Here is an 18258-nt window from a genome sequence, read left to right as displayed (position 1 = left end):
CCCATTTTCTTCTTGTGCTTGAAATCCTCAGCAAGATCGATCAAATAGATCATCTCCTCGTCGGACAAATCATCCAAACGCAACAAGCTCCGCCCTTTTAACGACACATCTGATTTCATAGAATAACCCCGATCCACCTTAAGGCGCTTTCCACATCAACTTACGCTTGTCCCCGAAAAAAGTTACTTGCGGCCCATTGGTATCCATAACGGAGATGGCCACTTCCACTCCGTTCGTTCCATAAAGATTAAACTCAGGCTTTTCTTTGAGGACGGTCAACGCCATCTGGGCTACCCCTTCATGAGTAAAAAAACCAAACGCAGGCTCATCTTCCATGAGAATACCCAGGGCATTCCGTTTTTGCCCACCCCGGTCGAAAAAGCTGAGGCTCGATCCTTTTCGATCCGTTGTCAATCCAACCCGGTCTTTCCCCCGGTCATCACTCAAATTGATCGCCGCTGCCTCACCAAAGAGGCCAATCCCGCTACGTTTAACTTCCCGCTTGTCGTAAAAAAAGAGACTGCTCCAGTCTTCACGGGCAAAGAGTGCAGCCCTTTTCTTCCCCTGCGGATCCCGCATCACCAAGCCCGGGAAGCCCTCCATGATTCCAAGCACCACGCGCTCATTTTGGCCCATATCGAATATCCCGAGAGCTGGCTCAGCCTGGCGCGTCATTCCCACCCCCATTCGTTGCTGGCCCGCCTGATCAAAAAAGATCAGGCGCGGTCCACCCTCGGCGATCCCCAACCAGGCTCGCATCTGCCCGTCTGCGTCACGAAGCACCAGATGCCCGGTGTCAATTTGGCGAAAACGCCCGATGGATTTGTCATCATCGGTTGCATCAAGCCCCATCACCACCAGGGAGACGACAGCCACAGCCATGAGTGAAGCCGCCCACCGGAATATCCGTAATTCCCCCTCCAGGCGTTTCAGACGTTGTTCAACGGAATTTATTGTATTCATTTGAGTTCATTCAGCAAACTGTCTATCAGTTTTTGATTGTTCACATTCCCAGTTTGACCAGCCAATTCACTGGCTTTCCTGGCCTCGCTCAGCGCCTGCTTTACATCCCCGGCTGCCTGCAAACTCAGAGCGATCCGGAGACGGCAATCAAACGCTTCCTCCCATTTGGATTCAAACTCAAGCACCAAAGCGGCAGCCTGTAGGGCTTTAACCATATCTTTGAATTGCCCGGCCTTCTTCAACCATTCCGCGCGACTAAGCTGCAACTGCACCACCGAACCCGGCAAAATCCGGGCCTGAACGAGGCCCGATTCCAAATCATTCAGACGAGCCCGAACCGTCGCCGGCGTGTCCCGGGTTATGTGCTTTGAAGCCGAACGGCAGCAGTCCATGGCGCTTTCGAGTTGCCCCGCCTGTATCCAGGCCTCGCCTTGCAAAAGCCATGCCTGCGCCGTCCCCTCCCGGTCTGTACCGGCCGCCAACGCCTGCCTTGCAAACTGTTCACTGCCCGGGCCATCCCCCACTAAACGTGCCGCCTCGGATTCCGCCAACAGAATACGGGCCGCAATCACGCCTCGTTCACCCGCCAGAATTCTCGCCTGAATCAGAAGCTCACGCGCCTCTCCATGTTGACCCGAAATCATTCTGCACAAACCAAGATTATAAGCATTTCTAACAATTTCATCGCGATTATCCGTAAGCCTCGCCCGCGCCAGGGCCTTGACATACAGTGTATCCGCCCGCGCCACCTCCCCGCGCTGAAATGCAGCCTGAGCTGCCTCAGCCGCAGCTTTGACCTCCGGATCCATTCCCCCGTGCGGAGGCGGTGTTACGCAGCCCGTCAGCAGGAACGACATTCCAACACAACTTGAGAAAAGGATACTCTTCACGGAACGCTCCCTTCAACACCCGTAACGGGAAGTGGCGGTTGCATAGGGGTCATTTCGGTTTCCTTGATATATTTACGAACCAGCCAATGCTTCTGAACCCCTTCCACTAAAACCTGCGTTTCACGCAACATAGATTCAGCCTGCAATAGAACCGCCTGAACATTCGCGACCTGACCGGTCAACCCGCCGGTAAGGTCGTGCACATCCTGAACCACACCGGCCGCATTGCCGGTAATTTTCGGGAACTCATTAGCCGACTCCTTGAGCGACAGAACCATCGCTTGAACATTGGTCATGACTCCATCAAGTTTTGCAGCCATCAGCGGAAGTTGAGCCGCCGTCAGCCGGAAATCCCGAACGATCCCGTCCACCTGCTTCGCCCACTCGGGATCACCGATTAATTTTCCGGCAGTCCCCTCCTTCTGCTCAATCTGGCGGGTGACCGAACTGACATTGGAAAGGATCATACTGAATTCATCCAACATCGGAACCGCTGCCCGACGGAAATCATCCACCATTTTTTTCGCCGCCTCGATCAGTTCCACATCCTGTTCACATTTGATATATTGCCCTGACTTCATCAGGGGTTGCGCCCTGCTGCCCAACGTAATGTCGACAAACGCATCGCCTGCCACCTCAAATTTTTTCCGGACCTTGGCAATGGAGTCCACGCGAACAAATTTACTGAACTTGCCTTGCAAAATCAGCGTGGTTTCCATACCACCATCCTCTGAAGGCAGAATTTCGCCCACCCGGCCGGCCAAGGTGCTCAAAATTCTAACTTCCGCCCCCTCCTGAAGCCCATATGTTCCTTTGTCCGCGTCAAACTTGGCTTTCAGCATCAATTTTTTCTGAAACCAGCCTTGAGCGTGGCCGGCGGTATAAATCCCCGCAATCAACAAAGCCACGCCGAGCAAAACAAATCCACCGGCAATCTCGTTCGCATAGCGAAATCTGAACGATTGACTCATGTGCTAGTCCCCTTGTTACTTTTTTCAGCCAGCATTCTATCTCCATCCATCCGGAAACGCCGGACACATGCAAATTCCCGACACTCAAAAACCCGAGGCTCATCCGAAATCCACAACACGGCAACACCGCGCTTGGCCGCCTCACAAACCGCCTCCATCAATTGAGCCGCATTCGCTTTGGGTGCCCCTGAAAAAGGTCGTTCCAATAGGATCAGATCCGGAGACCCCACAAAGGCACGCACCCATTCCAATTTCCTCAGGATCAGGGGGTGTACCCGGGTGGGGCGCGCCTCAGGAACTGCCTCGATACCAAACCGGCGTGCCAAACTGCGAACCTCCTGCATAATATCTTCAAGTGGACGATGAGTGTTATGACTTTCGGCCAGGCATAAGTTTTCCATCATATCCAAATTTGTAACCCACCCGTAATGCTCAAACACCCGCCGGATCTTTCCCCGCATCATGGATTGCTGCCCAGGCCCGGCTTCTTCCCAGCACTCTCCATTGAAGAACACTTTTCCTGAGTCGGGCGTTAGTAATCCCTGAGCCAAGGCCGCCAGAGGAATATGCTCACGCCCCTCTTCCACCATCACAAGGACAATATCACCGCGGTTCATTGAAAAATCAACCCCACTGATCCCGGTCGTCTGCAATGCCCCGGCTCGCATCGCCACACCCTTGAATTCTAAAATGGAGGTCAGTTCCTGCATAGTGGTCTCACATATACGTCAGAATCGAAATAATCACGGAAATGATTAACACGGCCAGATTTGAACGCGTCACCGTACGGGTCACCGCTTGGGGAATATCCGTGGCAACACCTTCCACCGATAGCCCCTCATTGGTGGCAATCACTCCGGTGACCAACCCCGGCAGCAAGGTCTTGGCTAGAACATTGTAAAAATCCCTGGGCTCCATCCCTCGCATCACACTCCGGGCAAAAATGGCAGGATCCGTTGGGCCAGTCTGAAGAAAGGCCCCGGAAAGATACCCGCTGACAAAAGAAAAAAGGATAAACAGCACGGCCAGCCCGAACACACAACACGCCATGGAGATGGCCCGAGGCATCACCAGAAATGCCAACGGATCAAGCCCCTGGGCATCCAACACATCCACTTCACGGCGAACCTTCATCCCCGCCATTTCAGCCGCCATGGCCGTTGCACTTCGACCAATCACGATAAAATTGACCAGCAGCGGCCCAACTTCACGCACAATAACCGTAACCAACAGTGGACCAAGCAGTTCCGACTGCCCCAACCGCCCCATCCAGACTTGGGCCTGAACCACCACCGAAATCCCCGTAAGCATTGCCACCACCGCGATAAACCCAATGGCATCATAACCGGTAAATAGGATCTGCCGTGACAACACCATCCGGGTCGGCCTTGTCCAGGACGAAGGCTGTACCGCCAGACTGATCACGGCTGCACTGATCGAGGCTAACCGGCAAAGCCGATTAAAAAGATCAATTGCACCTTTCCCAATTGAGGCTAGTAAAAACATAACATGAAGCTAACGACCTTGTTTTCCTGCTTCAAGCCTAATCTAAGATGAATTCATCCTTTCCACAGACCCCGGTTCTTCTTATTATGCCGGACTTTGCTTAGGTATATTATTGGCGAATTTCAAGGATTAACGACATGGCGATTCGAATCATTCTCGCAGACGATCATAAAATTGTCAGGGAGAGCTTCCGGGCATTACTCGAAAATGTTCCGCAGTTTAAAATAGTCGCGGATGTCGCCGACGGTGAAGCCGCGGTGAAGGCCGCGTTCGAACTCAAACCCGATATCGTTGTAATGGATATGACGATGCCCATCATGAGCGGAGCAGAAGCCACAACCCAAATTCTGGCAAAACTCCCCAAAACCCGGATCATCGCCCTTTCCATGCATACCCACCCGCGCGCTATCTCCGCCATGCTAAAGGCCGGCGCCACCGCCTTCATCCCCAAAACCTGCAAGGCCGCAGAACTCGTCACAGCCATCCATGCCGTAACTGAGGGAAAATCCTATATTGCTCCGGGCCTGGAGATGCCCTCTGACAAGGCCGCTTCAAAACACGACGCTCATTGCAGCGATACACCTCTCGCCGCATTAAGCCGTCGTGAAAATCAGATTCTGGCACTGATCGCCGACGGATACGAAACTCTGGATATAGGAAAAAAAGTCGGCATTTCAGGTAAAACAGTCGCCTCTCATCGCAAACACCTTATGTCAAAACTTAACATTGGCACTGTTGCAGAACTTACCAAATACGCCATTCGGGAAGGACTATCATCTATATGAAGTCAGGAAAATCTGAATTGAGTATCAACAAAGAACTGTTTCTAATCGCCCAACAGCAGGGGCTCGACATCCAAGGAGGCAAAATCCGCCGCACTTCCTCCCGCTTTTGCCTGGGCGTGGAACATGGCGATTATAACGGCACCGAACTGTTCGGGGTTGGCACCGATCGCTTCATCTGGATGGCTTATAAGCCGAATGGCACCAATCACATCCGCCTCTACAGCCATAATTTTCCTGATGACGGCATTCTGGAATTCTGCGCCGGGGAGATCCCCCCACCCCGCCATCCCTCCATCATCGACTCCTGGGCACGCTTCCCTTTGGGCTGTGTCCATATCCTCCGCAAGGCAGGATTTATACTTGAAACCGGATTCGATGCCGTTCTCATCGGTAATATTCCTGGTGGCGGTATGTCCCGCTCAGCCTCCCTCACCCTGAATCTTCTGCTCACTTTGCTGGAAGTCAACCATCTCAAGCTGGGCAAGGATAAAATGCAAATCATCGATCTCGCCCAAGCGGTTGAGACCGAGTATATCGGTTCTCCCTGCGGCCAACTCGACCAGATCATGATCTATTTCGCCAAGGCAGGCATGGGCACCCACTACAACCCCCGGACCCGCTCCATCAGCTATATCCCACTGGGAGCCAAAGCACCAGACTTCCGGTTTGTCAGCCTGGACACCGCCACGGTTCGCCCGGGCCTCGAAAAATCAACCTACAAACATCGTCGCAAGGAGTGTGACGAGTTAGCCGCTCTGGCGGGTCGCAAGTTTGGTTTCAAAAAACTTGCCGATGTGCGCGACGAGGCCTTATACCAGAAAATTCTGGCAACTTTTGGCAAGAGTCACCCCGCTCACTGTGATCGCCTCACCTATATCTATAACGCCCAAAAGCGCTTTTACAAAATGCTCAAAGCGTGGCACTTAGGTGATATCGAGACCGTTGGCGCCATTTTCCGCGAGGATGGACTCGGACTTCGCGATCAGTACAAGATTTCAGGGCCGGAACTGGAAACCATGTGTAATATCGCCCGAACCGTCCCCGGCGTTTACGGGGAACGAATGCTGGGCGGTGGTGACAAGGGTGCGACTGGCGCCATCGTGGCGGCGGGCAGCATCAAAGCACTCCATAAAGCTGTAGACGTGGGTTATCCCCGCAGTTACCCTTCACTAGCTGAAAAATATGCCGTTCATTCACTCACCCTTGTCGACGGAGTCACCGTTTTCGACTCAATCTAGGAAAAACAACTCCATGACACTTAAACTCCATTTGAAACCCGGCCGCGAAATCCCCATCATCCGGGGCCATCCGTGGATTATGTCGGGCGCCATCGCTCATATCGAAGGTGACCGCGCATTGGATGAGACCGATATCGTGGCGTCCAATGGCGCCTTTATCGCCCGCGCCACAGTCCACCCCTCCTCTGAAATCAGCGCTCGCGTTTTTTCCACCCTCGAGGGCGACAGCCTGGATGCCACAACCATTCGGCAACGCCTTGAGGTGGCACTGGAACGACGTCAACACTGGCTCCCGTGGGGCCTCGATACCGCCGCCCGCCTTGTTTTCTCGGAATCGGATGGCCTTCCCGGCCTGATTGTGGATCGCTATGCCGATGTTCTGGTGATCCAGTTACTGACAGCCCCCTGGGAGGTACGCCGGGATGTCCTTATTGAAACACTGAAAAAACTGCTTCACCCCAAAACGATCTGGGAACGCTCGGATGTGGATGCCCGCCGCCATGAAGGCCTTGAACCCCGGAAAGGGCTGCTTTACGGCGCCCCATTAGCCGGCCCCATCCCCTTTAAAGAGGAAAATATGCGTTTTCTGGCGGATGTAGAGAATGGACATAAAACCGGATTTTACCTCGATCAACGTCATAGTCGGCAAGCCCTCCGCACCTGGGTGGGTCAACTCGGCACTCCCAAAGTTCTGAATGTGTTTGCCTATACGGATTCCTTTGGCGCCTGCGCCCTGCATGCGGGTGCCGCCAGCGTGCTCGCGGTGGACTCCTCCACCTCAGCCCAGGAACTTTCCGACCGGCAACTTGCCCTGAATCCTGACTGTGATCCCTCCAAACGTACCTACCTCATTGGGGACGCCTTTGAAGCGCTGCGGGGCATGAAAGCAGACAAGTCCCGCTTCGATCTCATCATTTTGGATCCCCCAAAACTGGTGAACCGGAAAGCCAAAATGCCACAAGGCTTACGCGCCTACAAAGATATCAATCTCCTGGCCTTTCAACTCCTGAATCCCGGCGGCATTCTGTTCTCATTCTCGTGCAGTGGCCTGGTGGAACGGGATCTTTTCGGAAAGGTGATTGAAGGGGCCGCCCGTGATGCCAAGCGGCCAGTGCAATTTCTGGAAGACCTTAGCCAGCCCGCCGATCATCCCCGCAAACCCGGTTTCCCGGAAGCGGGATATCTCAAGGGATTTGTCGTCGGGGTTTGAGGCGGCGATACCTAAGGGTTAGTCGACGGCGGCATTTCGATAAGGGAGCGTTCCTGCGCATGTTTCTGCAGGGTCTGCCATGCCTTGTCTGTGCCAGTGGTGCCGACATAGTCCTCCCAGTAAAACCGCGCTAAACGTTCATAACCGGCGGCAAAGCCGGGTGTCTCAAGTCGCCGCCAGATGTCACTTCGCACCAGATGATTCATCACCAGCTTTTCTTTACTGGCGTTATCCAACCCATGCATCCGTCCGGAAATTTCTTTCTGGATAAACATCTCCAACGTCATGTCCTCCATCACGTCGGAAGCCTTCTCCTTTTTTAATTGCCGGAGCGCGGCCGCAGCTTCAACAGGATGTTGAAAGGCATATAAGTCCAGCGCAGCCTCTCTCATACAAACGCACATTGCCAGGGATACCAGCGGGTCTCCACCAGACTTAATGTCGCGACAATTTCGTATGGCTTTAATGGCCACATCCAGCCGCGGCCCACACTGATAACGCCGCTGCTCGGGCAGATACACAAGCGCCCCACCTTTCACCGTCTCGGTCAGGGCCATCCAGACAAGCCGGTCGCACCAGACGGCATCCACCGATGAGAGAGTCCGGCCCCGATAGCCCCAATACATCGCGTGTGTTTCCGGCAAACGCCAGTCCAGCGGGCCATAGGCGCCATCCAACGACTTCATAACATTCAGGTTCAATCCCACCGCAGCTAGCAATGGGGCGGCCGTCCCCTGCTTCTCGATCAGTGGATAATCCGCCAGGCCGCCTCCCAGAAGTCCGGTAATCTCGCCTGCCCAGGCAATCCGATAATAAGGCGTAGCTTCATCCCAACGACCGCCAACCTTGTCATAGAACATCCACCCCAATTCCCAGTACAATTTCGAGCTGGAAGGATTGGAGGGAATTCCTTCATCCCGCAATAGCCGAAGTCCATTTTTGATCCAATGCCAGCGGTCAGCGGGATCCGACACCACCGCGGTGATATTATAGGCCATATTCCAGGCATGATAGGCCCATACCTCAGGATACCTCGGCTCAAGGCGGGTAATCCAATCTGACAACTGAGCCACTTCGAAGAATTTGCCTTCCTCCTGGAGATTGGAGGCACGCACCCAGAGGATATCTGCCAAAAGACCACGAAAGCCGCCCAGTGCCACAGAGACAAATCGAACACCCGGAGGAGCTTCCGAGGTCAAGACGTCCCCTGAAGAACCACCCGCGCGAGAACGTCCTCCCCATGCAGCAGCCATCGCAAACAGGGCTAACGCCAGAATGACGAGAATGAAAGTGGGGAGTTTCGCTTTCACCACGTTTCCTGATGAACCATCTCTGCCAACGGCTTTCTGCTTTTGGAACGTACGGGTTCCGCAGGAGTCCCGAGTGGAATCATCGCGAGCGGCTCCATACCGGCAGGGAGATTAAGAAGGCTTCTCACTTTGGCTGGATCAAACGCACCAATCCAACAGGTTCCAAGTCCAAGATCAGCGGCACAAAGGGTCATATGATCAACAACAAGTGCCCCATCCACATCCCCATAGCTCTTATTGTCCGACCGGATCCAGGCCCGCGAGGTTTCAACACAGATGACGATGATAACCGGAGCCTGCCAGAACCAATCCCGTGGATAGGCAACCCCCAGTTTGCGCCGTTGTTCTTCGCTTCGTACAACAATTAAGTGACAAGGCTGTCGATTCGCAGCCGAGGGCGCTAATCGCCCCGCCTCAAGGATTGCCTCAAGCGCCTCTTCAGGAACAGGCGTTGTCTCAAAGCGTCGCACACTAAACCGCTTCTTAGCCAAATCAAGAAAGCTCATGGATTCTCCTTATCGTCTGGCCAGCACGACACGATCCCTATTGCCAAGATCTTTGTGAACGCGCACCCCATTAAAGCCGTGACGGGTTAACCATTCCACAACGAGGTCACCTTGGTCAAAACCTATTTCAAGAAATATCCAGCCGCCAGGACGCAACATCATCGCCGCCTGTTCCGCCAGGACGCGTATAAGATCCAAACCATCGGGCCCGCCATCCAGTGCGGACATGGGCTCATGTTCCCGGATATGACGCGGCAGAACCGCGCAGTCCGCAGTCGAAATATAGGGAAGATTGGCCACCACCGCATCGAGGGCACCAGCCTCAAATCCGGCTAGCAGATTCCCCAGCTTGAACTCGATCGATTGCCTTACTCCATTCAAGACTGCATTCTCCAGGGCCAGATCAAGGGCGGCCTCGCTGGCATCCACTGCCGTATAGAGCGCCTCAGATTTCGCCCGCGCCAGACTTATGACCACGCAACCACTCCCTGTTCCTATATCGGCAATAACGGGCTTCCCTGCGCCCCACAACGGTTCACATTCCAACACAAGGCCAATCAGTGTCTCCGTATCAGGCCGGGGAATCAGTGCCCGCCGGTCAGTCTTGAAACGGTGCCCCATGAACTCGGTGTCGCCGATCACATATTGTAACGGTTCCCCTGCCCCCAAACGCTTGATTCCCGCCCGCAATTGGACCAGTTCGGCCTCTGGAATGATGGTTTCAAAGCGGACATAAAGCTGGAGCCGGGGGCATTTTAACACCTGACTCATCAACTGTTCCATGATGAGTCTGGGATTTTCAACATTCCTGCCAGCCAGATAGCCGGCACCGGACTGCAACACTTCGAGGAGCGTCTTCATCCCTTGAAAGAGGCCATTTCCTTGCGGATGCGAAGTTCGGCATCGTGATCCCGAAGAGCCGTAATCAAATCAGCAAGGCCGCCCTCCATGACTCGATTTAAGGTATAAATTGTGAAATTAATCCGATGATCGGTAAGCCGGTTCTGGGGAAAATTGTAGGTTCGGATCTTTTCGCTGCGATCCCCTGTTCCAATCTGGGTACGCCGGAGATTGCCGCTCTTCTCTTCCTCTTGCCGGATCCGCCAGTCAAGTAACCGCGCCTTAAGCACGCTCATGGCTTTTTCTTTATTCCGGTGCTGGGAGCGCTCATCCTGACTTTGCGCTACGAGCCCGGAGGGGAGATGCGTGACACGAATAGCCGAATAGGTTGTATTAACCCCCTGCCCGCCGGGCCCGGATGAGCAAAAGATGTCCACTCTGACATCCGCCGCAGGAATATCGATGTCGTCCACCTCGTCCACCTCGGGGAGCACCGCGACCGTCGCGGCCGAGGTATGAATACGTCCAGATCCTTCAGTCACCGGCACCCGCTGGACGCGATGACAACCGGACTCGTATTTCAGGCAGCTGTAGACATTACTTCCCGTAATGGAAAAAACCATTTCCTTATATCCCCCCACACTGGAGGGGCTGGCGTCAATGATAGAAATTTTCCACTTTCGTTCATCGCAAAACCGGCTGTACATGCGGAACAGATCGCCGGCAAAGAGAGCGGCTTCATCGCCACCGGTACCTCCACGAATTTCCATGATGACATTCCGTTCATCATTGGGATCGAGGGGAAGCAAGGTACTCAGGAGTTCTTTTTCGGCAATCGGGAACGCCTTCTCGAGACCGGCAACTTCCTCGGCGGCAAGTGCTTTCAAATCAGGGTCGGCGCCCTCCGTCGAAAGTAAAGCGCGCTGTTCATCCAGATCACGTTGGATTCGGAAATAAACATCCGACTTTTCCAGAATCTTCCTGAGTCGCGAATGCTCTTTAACCGTCTCACGGAATTTCTTCTGGTTGGCGGCCACGGCGGGATTGGCAATATCCGACTCAAGATGAGCCATGCGTGATGCCAATTTGTAAATGTAAGCTTTATCGATCAAGAACACGCTCCAAGTCAGTCACAGCAGATTAAAACCCGTTGCCGGATTCAAAACGGAAAAAGGCCAGAACACCTTTCGGTCTTCCGGCCTTTTCCTATCCATCTGACTGACTACTTCTTCGCGTAGCGCTTACGGAACTGCTCCACACGGCCCTTGGCATCTTGCAACGCTGAGCGACCGGTATAGAACGGATGACAGGCAGAGCAGCTATTCACATGCATGGTCTGGCTGGTTGACTTCACCTGAACGATCGCACCACAGGAGCAAGTAATCGTCCCATCAATATAGTTTGGATGTATATCCTTCTTCATAACAAAACCTTTCTTCAAAAAAAGCCGCGTACTTTTACCTGATTCCCCCCTTTGGCGCAATCACTTTCTCAGGGGCATTATTTAATGAGTATCCAGCGCCTGCCGTATTTCCTTCACCAAGGCCGCCAACCGCCCCTCGCCAGCCGCCTGGATAAGGGCGCTCCCAACCACTACTCCGTCCGCATATCTGGCCGCAGACTTTGCCTGCATGCCATCGCTGACCCCGAAACCCGCCACAATCGGGAGTGTCGTATTCTGTCGCAAACGGGCCAAATGCTCCGCAACATCCGCAGGGATTTCAGTTCTTACGCCTGTAACCCCTTTGACCATAATGTAATACACAAATCCACACGCATTGTGCAAAATGACACCCAATCTTGCAGAAGGCGTAGTCGGCGCGATCAAGGAAACAAAATCCAAGTCATGTTTGTCCAGGTGGGTTTTGAACTCATCGCTTTCTTCAAACGGGAGATCGACCACCAGAAACGCATCCACGCCCGCTTCGGCAGCCGCTTTAGCCAACTTGGCATAGCCATAACTGAAAAACGGATTGGCGTATCCAAAGATAACCATGGGGGTATCAAAGTCCTTGCGTAAGCGACCCGCCAGCTTCAACACTCCCTCGATAGTGGTTCCTGCCGCCAACCCGCGTCGCCCCGCCGCCTGAATCACGGGCCCATCCGCAGTGGGATCGGAAAATGGGACGCCTAGCTCCAACACATCCACCCCGTTTTGAAGCACCGTCCGACAATGCTCCTCTGAAATATCAAGATCCGGGTCACCAGCCATCAGGAAGCCCACTAGAGCCTTGCGGTTCTGCTGCTTTAATTTTGCAAATGTCTGTTTGATCCGACTCATAGTGATGAAATTTCCCTACTGGTTGAATAACATTTAATTATGCCAAACATGGAGCTGGCTTTCAAGCCAGAACGTCCTGAAAATCCTCGCCTTGGGCGCATGGCAGTTTATGTTGCGGGGTGGTCTATCCCCTCCTAATCTTACTCCCAAGCACCTGGTTCAGCACGTCAGCGGCTTGATTGGCCTCGGATTCCGTCAGAACCAAGGGTGGCTGGAGACGGATCACATTCCCATAGACCCCACCAATGCCCACCAGCAGCCCCTTCTCACGGCAGCACTCGCGAACCTGTTTGGCTTCTTTAACTGCAGGCGTCTTCTCTGCGTCACAGACCAATTCAATTCCGATCATCAGCCCCTTGCCCCGGACATCCCCTATCAACGGGCACTGTTCCTGTAACGCACTTAAGCGCTTAACTAACTGTTCACCACGTCGACTGGCATTGCCTGGAAGATCCTCGTCACGCATGACCTCAATATTGGCTAGGGCAGCCGCACAACTTACCGGATTGCCTCCGAACGTAGAAAGATGATCTCCCGGTGTAAACGCAGTGGCAATTTCCGGCCGCGTTATAAACGCACTTAGCGGAAACCCATCCGCTATTCCTTTGGCCATACACATGATATCCGGCTCCACGCCATAGTGCTCACAGGCGAACATTCGTCCGGTACGTCCAAATCCACATTGCACTTCGTCGGCAATATATAGCGCTCCATCCGCACGGGCTATCCCGGCGGCAATGCCAAAATATTCAGCAGGCGGCACAATAATCCCCCCCTCCCCCATCACCGACTCCGCGAGAAACGCCGCGACATCACCCGACGTTTGATAACGCAACACATGATCCAGGAATTCAGCACAAGCCAATCCACAGCCGGGATAGGAGGTCTTGAAGGGGCAACGGTAACAATAGGGTGCGGGCGCAAAAGCTACGCCCGACAGGTAAGGACCAGTCCCTTTTTTGACCCTTCGATTACCACTAACCGACAACGTTCCCACGGTTCGTCCGTGAAAGCCCATGGCCAGACAAATCACTTCCTTGCGCTTGGTAAACTGCTTGGCCAACCGCAATGCCCCCTCGACGGCTTCGGCTCCGCTATTCCCCAGGAAACTTTTCTGCAGGGCTCCCGGAGTAATCTCAGCCAACCGCTTCGCCAGCTCTCCGGCACGCGGGTTGTAATACACATAGGTGCAACAGTGCACCAGCTTGTCCATCTGCGCCTTGGCTGCCGCCACCACTTTCGGATGCCCATGCCCGGCGTTGGTCACGGCAATACCACTGAAACAATCCAAATAGGATTTCCCATCCTGCCCAGTCAGGATGCACCCCGAGGCGCGTTCCACGACAATGGGTTCAATTCCCGCCACCATCGAGGTGATCATGTAATCGTCGTAAAGTTTTTTGGCATCCATGGCATTTCCTTATACAGGAAACAATACACGTTGAACCTATTGTGTTCAATAGATGATCCACAACATCAAGGTTACCCTAACGACTCACGGAGCAAAAGCCGCGAAGTCAATGGTGATTCCAAATTGGTGGGTCATGCGATTCGACTTGAACATCAACCATGCGCGTTTCACAATCCATACGCAGGAAACGATTTCTATGAAATCAGACACCAAACAATATGAAATTCTGTCAAACATGACAGTTGAGCAGCGAATGAAGGCTTTCCTTGAGTTATGTCGCTCTGCACGCCGGATCAAGGAGGCTGCGTTGCGCCAGTTTCATCCCGACTGGTCTGAAGCCGAAATCAAAGCGGCGTTAAGGGAAAGTTTCCTCCATGCCCGAAGCTGATCCCGTATTGGTATTTGTGACTCGCCTGAACCAATTGGGCGCCCGATACATTGTCACTGGCTCCGTTGCAAGCATCGCCTATGGCGAACCCCGTTTATGCTCCCTATACGCGGTCTCGGCCGCCGGTGCCTTTCCCTCCGTCATGTAGTAACGGTCCAGCCCCCGCCAATTGATATGGACGCTCTTGCCATCGGACCAGCTGGCGCTCACCGGCAAAGCGGGTTCACCGGCAGGCCGCGCAGTGACCAGGTGAGAATAAAACGGGGCAAATCGCCGGAGATGTTGTAAGTCTGCGCCACGAGAGAGATTCGGTCTGGCCATGCTTGATAACAACCTGTTCTTCGCCCTGGTCCATACTCATCTGCGTGCCACGGTTCATCCCGAAGACATTGCCAAGTCGATTATGTGCCTCGCCCGTCACGGCGACTCTCTGGAACGGGCCTTGTCAGCTAACGACATCTATTAGCAGCTTTTATGGAACCACTGCGCTCATTCGATAGAAGCGTATGGAATTGGTCGCGCCCCCGACATGAACATACGAGTTCGTCACCAGCCCCACGCCGGGAATATTAATATCAGGACTGATATTTACTCCAAGACCTGTTACGATCTGTGCCGCTTGAACTGCATTATTATCGCGCCCCCCTGCTGTGAGCCAAGTGATACGAATATTATTGGTCTCACGATTAAGCTTCAGGATTTTATAGGGGCCAATCGCATAATCCGCCAAATCGTAAAGGTTGTTGCCATCGTTATCCAATCCCAAGAAATCCCCCACCGACCAGTTCTCATTGGTGTTGGCCGCAAGAACCGTATTTCCGGGATTTTTAGCCTTGGTATCCACAGTGTTATAATAAGGCGGCTTTACAGACTCAGCGGGAGGGGCCCCATCCGTATGGCAGTCGTAACAAAGCGTAACGCCATTGTTGGCATGATGCCTACGAAGCCCTGCCCCCACATGACATCCGGAACAACCCAATCCCGGGTTATTGACGGTGCCGTTTGAAGTATAGGTATAGACAGGAGTCCTGCTGCTTCCCGAATGACAGAGATTACAAGCCGTTGCCATGTTGCTTGCACCGCGATGCATCTCATGATTTTGCGAAGAAGGGAATATCGTCCCTTTCAGAGACGTAGATCCTCTGAAATCCCCGTGACAATCGATGCATCCGCCTTCTGCCCCCCCAGAATACGAGTCATAGGCCCAGCCGGCCCGAGCCCCCATTACGATGATAGCCATACCCCAAATACATCCATTTAATAGCTTCATTACCCCTCCTTTATTAGAACATTGATAGGGTATGTAGCGTTTGTTGTGCCAGCTCTACAATTTAGAAGATTTAAAGCTGATAATTGAGGATTAAAAGGGCTTTCATATCGCCATTATTCCCAGAATTGATAAAGCGGAAAAGACCTCAGCCGTTGATTTTGCCTTGAAGCATAATAAACCGAGGAGTAGGACAGATCATGTTGTACGGCTAACAGGCCCGCCTGATACAGGCCGGTTCCGAAATGAAATGGATGTACCATGAATAAGGATAAAACGGGAGATCCCTACAGCCTTCATCCTCTGCGGATCATGATGAAAATGAATGGGGAGCCAGAACCGCGAATCCCTTGCCTGTTTTCGGCCCATCAAACTGCCAGGCGGACCAGAATGCAGCATCCCCTCTCACGGGTACCCCCTCGATGGTCACCCCGGCGGCAAAACCATCCTCAGATCGGATAGCCATATATGGCCAAATCCCATCGGATCCAGTAATATGGAGGGTAAGGAAATATATTATGACGAACCAATCGAAAGAATCATTCTCAAAACAACAGCGTAATATGAGAACTCCCCCGAAACGCTGGCTCAAGATTGTGGACAAAAAGAATAAGGCTAAGGTTGCAAGAGCGGCAAGTGAGAAAGGTCCAAAGTCGAAAGTCGAAAGTTAAGATTTGAAAATACAAATCCAGAAACTTTTGATATTGGATTTTCAAATCTAGACACTTTTCGCTCTAACCATGCCTTGACTTTTTAATGCAGGTTTCCTAGCTTTACCCCGCCTTTCGCAACCCTTTTGGAGGGGTGGCAGAGCCCGGTTGAATGCGCATGACTCGAAATCATGTTTACCTTCACTGGTAACGGGGGTTCGAATCCCTCCCCCTCCGCCACTTTCACAAAACCCCTATAAACAAAGAGTTCTATTAACAAACAGACTTTCAGACTACAGAAATTCATAACAGTTTCTCATAACAAGTCCATTCTTGTCTCCTATGTTTGCCAGTGTATTAGACGGTCAAAAATAACCAGACTTGAAGATGGAAAAGTCACATCGCATGATAGAGAAAACGAATACGACCAGAAAAAATCGCACCCTCCCGAGGGACTCCGGGGACAAGGACTCCGGGGACAGGCCCATAATCAGGACCACGGTTCATAGCGGCTCCTTGTGCCAATCGGCGAGGAAGTGCACATTCACTTTGTCGTAAGCTTTGTCGATGTTTTCTCCGACGAAGTTAGCGATTACCACCCCGTTGTCTTTACCGTAATCTTTACCGTTATCTTTTCAGATTACGGCAAAGATTACGGGACTACGTCGCGCCAAGGGGCGCCCCGGCTCCAGAAGAGTCGCCAATACCCGGAGCTGCGCCCCGGAAGAACCGTAGACCGTGTATCAGGCGATCGGAGCTACGTTCCGTCTCCGACCGATTCAGGATACGCCATCAGGACCATGCGGCGTTTCATGTCATCGACAAATCCACGCAGTTCCTCAATGGTCAGCGGCTCGATCATGTAATCGGGCAACTCGGTAATTGTCACGGAGTTCAGCAACAGGGAAATCATGGCGGGGTCCAGCCCGCCATCCTTCTGCTGTGCTTCTTCGAAACAGTCTTCAATCTTAAAACCCACCCTCTCCAGGAAAAAGAGGTCAACGATATCCTTCAGTTCACAACGGCTAATCAACGTCGTTATCTTGTTCAACATGATCTCATGAAGGGTGTCAACCTGCACATCCCCTATCCACCGTTTCTCGGAATCAACCTGGGGACTCACATCTACGACGATATCGATGATCTCGGAATGATCCGCTCTGACAAGGCGATATCGCCTGAAGGTTGGAGCATTACGCAGCAACTCCAAGTCGGCACTCATCGCCCGTGCGCACAGATGCATCGTGCCATCGAGTTCGATCCAGTCCACGTGCCCCGTCGAAAACAGGTCGAGATCATAGGAGAATCTGTGCTGAAGATAGAACAGTCCCAACGCGCTCCCACCCGTGAGAAAAAAGCGTTTTTCACGAAGAAAGAAAGCCTTGAGAAACTCCCGTTTAAGGGGGGTAATGGCCTTAGAGTTTTCCCAGTTCATGCCAAGCCTTCAGTAGATACTCCCACAAAGGGCGCGCCGGGCCAAGCCAGAGACGTATACCCTCGAACTCGCGCTGAACATCGGCCGGTTTCAGAAAGAACCAGACCTCCTGAGTCTTCAACTCACGCATCAACCACGCCATAAGCCGATGGCGCTCCACGCCCTGCGAGGCATTCAACCGCTCACGGATATTCGCAACCGTCCAGTGGCGGTCCCAGCAGATATAGGGAATGGTATCTTCAGTCCACTTGGATGTTTGAACTCTCATAACTCGCCAGCACCATGTAAATTGCTCAGGACTCCACTGTTGATGGTGAAAGGGTGACAGAAACCAGATAGAGAGTCAATCAAGGGATCGGGGTCACCCATCAAAGAGTAGGTGTCAGCTCTCCGCTCTCGATATACCCACTGGCGGTCTTACGGTTCATTCCCGCCTTCATCGCCGCCATCCCGATAAAACCCGTCTTTTGATGCTCCACGGACTCCGGGGACGGACTCCGGGGACAGACCCATAATCAGGCCCAGCAATTCAGCGACCTTGTTTTGATTCCTCGGACTCCGGGGACAGACCCATAATCAGGCCCAGCAATTCAGCGACCTTGTTTTG

Annotated in this window: 22 protein-coding genes and 1 tRNA gene; 7 read left to right on the top strand and 16 right to left on the bottom strand. The window is 53.0% G+C overall.

Features of this window, described 5'->3' with window-relative positions:
- Positions 1-138: 138 nt before the first annotated feature.
- From WCI03_12830 to WCI03_12810, 5 genes are read right to left on the bottom strand one after another with little or no spacing between them, the layout of a single operon-like run.
- Positions 139-963, bottom strand: coding sequence for a hypothetical protein (locus WCI03_12830; protein MEI8140736.1), 825 nt, complete (start codon positions 961-963; stop codon positions 139-141).
- Positions 960-1853, bottom strand: a complete 894-nt coding sequence (locus WCI03_12825; GenBank protein ID MEI8140735.1) for a hypothetical protein — start codon at positions 1851-1853, stop codon at positions 960-962. The genes WCI03_12830 and WCI03_12825 overlap by 4 nt, the downstream gene beginning before the upstream one ends.
- Positions 1850-2824 (bottom strand): hypothetical protein, encoded by a 975-nt coding sequence (locus tag WCI03_12820; GenBank protein MEI8140734.1) that lies wholly within the window; start codon positions 2822-2824, stop codon positions 1850-1852. The genes WCI03_12825 and WCI03_12820 overlap by 4 nt, the downstream gene beginning before the upstream one ends.
- The gene (locus WCI03_12815; protein ID MEI8140733.1) at positions 2821-3534 is read right to left on the bottom strand and encodes a hypothetical protein; all 714 of its coding nucleotides are present in this window, start codon (positions 3532-3534) and stop codon (positions 2821-2823) included. Before WCI03_12815 ends, WCI03_12820 begins: the two co-directional genes overlap by 4 nt.
- 7 nt (positions 3535-3541) lie before the next feature.
- Positions 3542-4330 carry an ABC transporter permease gene (locus WCI03_12810; protein MEI8140732.1) on the bottom strand — a complete coding sequence of 263 codons (789 nt, stop codon included), beginning with the start codon at positions 4328-4330 and terminating at the stop codon, positions 3542-3544.
- A gap of 137 nt (positions 4331-4467) precedes the next feature.
- On the opposite strand from WCI03_12810, the gene WCI03_12805 reads away from it, so the two are divergent.
- From WCI03_12805 to WCI03_12795, 3 genes are read left to right on the top strand one after another with little or no spacing between them, the layout of a single operon-like run.
- Positions 4468-5115 carry a response regulator transcription factor gene (locus WCI03_12805; GenBank protein MEI8140731.1) on the top strand — a complete coding sequence of 216 codons (648 nt, stop codon included), beginning with the start codon at positions 4468-4470 and terminating at the stop codon, positions 5113-5115.
- Positions 5112-6353 (top strand): hypothetical protein, encoded by a 1242-nt coding sequence (locus WCI03_12800; protein MEI8140730.1) that lies wholly within the window; start codon positions 5112-5114, stop codon positions 6351-6353. The genes WCI03_12805 and WCI03_12800 overlap by 4 nt, the downstream gene beginning before the upstream one ends.
- A 13-nt stretch (positions 6354-6366) precedes the next feature.
- Positions 6367-7563: a class I SAM-dependent methyltransferase gene (locus WCI03_12795; GenBank protein MEI8140729.1), complete on the top strand. Its 1197-nt coding sequence runs from the start codon at positions 6367-6369 to the stop codon at positions 7561-7563.
- An 11-nt stretch (positions 7564-7574) separates the two neighbouring features.
- Here WCI03_12795 and WCI03_12790 read toward each other — a convergent pair whose 3' ends face one another.
- The 7 genes from WCI03_12790 to WCI03_12760 all read right to left on the bottom strand — a co-directional run bounded on the left by WCI03_12790 (position 7575) and on the right by WCI03_12760 (position 13911).
- On the bottom strand, positions 7575-8873 hold the full coding sequence (locus tag WCI03_12790) for a hypothetical protein (protein ID MEI8140728.1): 1299 nt from the start codon (positions 8871-8873) through the stop codon (positions 7575-7577).
- A complete protein-coding gene (locus WCI03_12785; GenBank protein MEI8140727.1) occupies positions 8870-9379 on the bottom strand; it encodes a nitroreductase family protein in 510 nt (169 codons plus the stop codon). The genes WCI03_12790 and WCI03_12785 overlap by 4 nt, the downstream gene beginning before the upstream one ends.
- Before the next feature lie 9 nt (positions 9380-9388).
- Positions 9389-10240 carry a peptide chain release factor N(5)-glutamine methyltransferase gene (gene prmC / locus WCI03_12780; GenBank protein ID MEI8140726.1) on the bottom strand — a complete coding sequence of 284 codons (852 nt, stop codon included), beginning with the start codon at positions 10238-10240 and terminating at the stop codon, positions 9389-9391.
- On the bottom strand, positions 10237-11337 hold the full coding sequence (gene prfA, locus WCI03_12775; protein MEI8140725.1) for a peptide chain release factor 1: 1101 nt from the start codon (positions 11335-11337) through the stop codon (positions 10237-10239). Before prfA ends, prmC begins: the two co-directional genes overlap by 4 nt.
- Before the next feature lie 104 nt (positions 11338-11441).
- Positions 11442-11642 (bottom strand): 50S ribosomal protein L31, encoded by a 201-nt coding sequence (rpmE, locus tag WCI03_12770; GenBank protein MEI8140724.1) that lies wholly within the window; start codon positions 11640-11642, stop codon positions 11442-11444.
- 81 nt (positions 11643-11723) lie between these two features.
- Positions 11724-12500 (bottom strand): tryptophan synthase subunit alpha, encoded by a 777-nt coding sequence (gene trpA, locus WCI03_12765; protein ID MEI8140723.1) that lies wholly within the window; start codon positions 12498-12500, stop codon positions 11724-11726.
- Between the two features lie 124 nt (positions 12501-12624).
- On the bottom strand, positions 12625-13911 hold the full coding sequence (locus WCI03_12760) for an aspartate aminotransferase family protein (GenBank protein MEI8140722.1): 1287 nt from the start codon (positions 13909-13911) through the stop codon (positions 12625-12627).
- A gap of 196 nt (positions 13912-14107) precedes the next feature.
- Here WCI03_12760 and WCI03_12755 point away from each other — a divergent pair, with 196 nt between their 5' ends.
- The 3 genes from WCI03_12755 (at position 14108) to WCI03_12745 (ending at position 14765) form a co-directional block, all read left to right on the top strand.
- Complete coding sequence (locus WCI03_12755) at positions 14108-14299, top strand: hypothetical protein (protein MEI8140721.1); 192 nt, start codon at positions 14108-14110, stop codon at positions 14297-14299.
- The gene (locus WCI03_12750; protein ID MEI8140720.1) at positions 14286-14447 is read left to right on the top strand and encodes a hypothetical protein; all 162 of its coding nucleotides are present in this window, start codon (positions 14286-14288) and stop codon (positions 14445-14447) included. The genes WCI03_12755 and WCI03_12750 overlap by 14 nt, the downstream gene beginning before the upstream one ends.
- 171 nt (positions 14448-14618) lie before the next feature.
- A complete protein-coding gene (locus WCI03_12745; GenBank protein ID MEI8140719.1) occupies positions 14619-14765 on the top strand; it encodes a hypothetical protein in 147 nt (48 codons plus the stop codon).
- A 6-nt stretch (positions 14766-14771) separates the two neighbouring features.
- Here WCI03_12745 and WCI03_12740 read toward each other — a convergent pair whose 3' ends face one another.
- Positions 14772-15569, bottom strand: coding sequence for a hypothetical protein (locus tag WCI03_12740; GenBank protein MEI8140718.1), 798 nt, complete (start codon positions 15567-15569; stop codon positions 14772-14774).
- A 307-nt stretch (positions 15570-15876) separates the two neighbouring features.
- Positions 15877-16032 carry a hypothetical protein gene (locus WCI03_12735; protein MEI8140717.1) on the bottom strand — a complete coding sequence of 52 codons (156 nt, stop codon included), beginning with the start codon at positions 16030-16032 and terminating at the stop codon, positions 15877-15879.
- Positions 16033-16364: 332 nt separating this feature from the next.
- Between WCI03_12735 and WCI03_12730 the strand changes: the two genes are divergently transcribed.
- Positions 16365-16456: transfer RNA gene (locus WCI03_12730), tRNA-Ser, on the top strand.
- A gap of 517 nt (positions 16457-16973) precedes the next feature.
- Here the strand turns inward: WCI03_12730 and WCI03_12725 are convergent.
- Complete coding sequence (locus tag WCI03_12725) at positions 16974-17651, bottom strand: nucleotidyl transferase AbiEii/AbiGii toxin family protein (GenBank protein MEI8140716.1); 678 nt, start codon at positions 17649-17651, stop codon at positions 16974-16976.
- The gene (locus WCI03_12720; protein ID MEI8140715.1) at positions 17632-17919 is read right to left on the bottom strand and encodes a hypothetical protein; all 288 of its coding nucleotides are present in this window, start codon (positions 17917-17919) and stop codon (positions 17632-17634) included. Before WCI03_12720 ends, WCI03_12725 begins: the two co-directional genes overlap by 20 nt.
- Positions 17920-18258: the final 339 nt, after the last annotated feature.

It is taken from the genome of bacterium, from assembly GCA_037143175.1.
Taxonomy (GTDB): domain Bacteria; phylum Verrucomicrobiota; class Kiritimatiellia; order CAIKKV01; family CAITUY01; genus JAABPW01.
Note: the sequence above shows the minus strand (reverse complement) of the source record. Positions and strands in the feature narration are given on the sequence as shown.

Bases quoted from the DNA above. Each gene is read 5' to 3' on its own strand.
- WCI03_12755 (MEI8140721.1), top strand. From the start codon at position 14,108: ATGAAATCAGACACCAAACAATATGAAATTCTGTCAAACATGACAGTT.
- WCI03_12745 (MEI8140719.1), top strand. From the start codon at position 14,619: ATGCTTGATAACAACCTGTTCTTCGCCCTGGTCCATACTCATCTGCGT.
- WCI03_12750 (MEI8140720.1), top strand. From the start codon at position 14,286: ATGCCCGAAGCTGATCCCGTATTGGTATTTGTGACTCGCCTGAACCAA.
- WCI03_12760 (MEI8140722.1), bottom strand. From the start codon at position 13,911: ATGGATGCCAAAAAACTTTACGACGATTACATGATCACCTCGATGGTG.
- WCI03_12810 (MEI8140732.1), bottom strand. From the start codon at position 4,330: ATGTTTTTACTAGCCTCAATTGGGAAAGGTGCAATTGATCTTTTTAAT.
- trpA (MEI8140723.1), bottom strand. From the start codon at position 12,500: ATGAGTCGGATCAAACAGACATTTGCAAAATTAAAGCAGCAGAACCGC.
- WCI03_12800 (MEI8140730.1), top strand. From the start codon at position 5,112: ATGAAGTCAGGAAAATCTGAATTGAGTATCAACAAAGAACTGTTTCTA.
- WCI03_12735 (MEI8140717.1), bottom strand. From the start codon at position 16,032: ATGGCTATCCGATCTGAGGATGGTTTTGCCGCCGGGGTGACCATCGAG.
- WCI03_12830 (MEI8140736.1), bottom strand. From the start codon at position 963: ATGAATACAATAAATTCCGTTGAACAACGTCTGAAACGCCTGGAGGGG.
- WCI03_12720 (MEI8140715.1), bottom strand. From the start codon at position 17,919: ATGAGAGTTCAAACATCCAAGTGGACTGAAGATACCATTCCCTATATC.
- WCI03_12805 (MEI8140731.1), top strand. From the start codon at position 4,468: ATGGCGATTCGAATCATTCTCGCAGACGATCATAAAATTGTCAGGGAG.
- WCI03_12795 (MEI8140729.1), top strand. From the start codon at position 6,367: ATGACACTTAAACTCCATTTGAAACCCGGCCGCGAAATCCCCATCATC.
- WCI03_12740 (MEI8140718.1), bottom strand. From the start codon at position 15,569: ATGAAGCTATTAAATGGATGTATTTGGGGTATGGCTATCATCGTAATG.
- WCI03_12725 (MEI8140716.1), bottom strand. From the start codon at position 17,651: ATGAACTGGGAAAACTCTAAGGCCATTACCCCCCTTAAACGGGAGTTT.
- WCI03_12785 (MEI8140727.1), bottom strand. From the start codon at position 9,379: ATGAGCTTTCTTGATTTGGCTAAGAAGCGGTTTAGTGTGCGACGCTTT.
- prmC (MEI8140726.1), bottom strand. From the start codon at position 10,240: ATGAAGACGCTCCTCGAAGTGTTGCAGTCCGGTGCCGGCTATCTGGCT.
- WCI03_12815 (MEI8140733.1), bottom strand. From the start codon at position 3,534: ATGCAGGAACTGACCTCCATTTTAGAATTCAAGGGTGTGGCGATGCGA.
- WCI03_12820 (MEI8140734.1), bottom strand. From the start codon at position 2,824: ATGAGTCAATCGTTCAGATTTCGCTATGCGAACGAGATTGCCGGTGGA.
- rpmE (MEI8140724.1), bottom strand. From the start codon at position 11,642: ATGAAGAAGGATATACATCCAAACTATATTGATGGGACGATTACTTGC.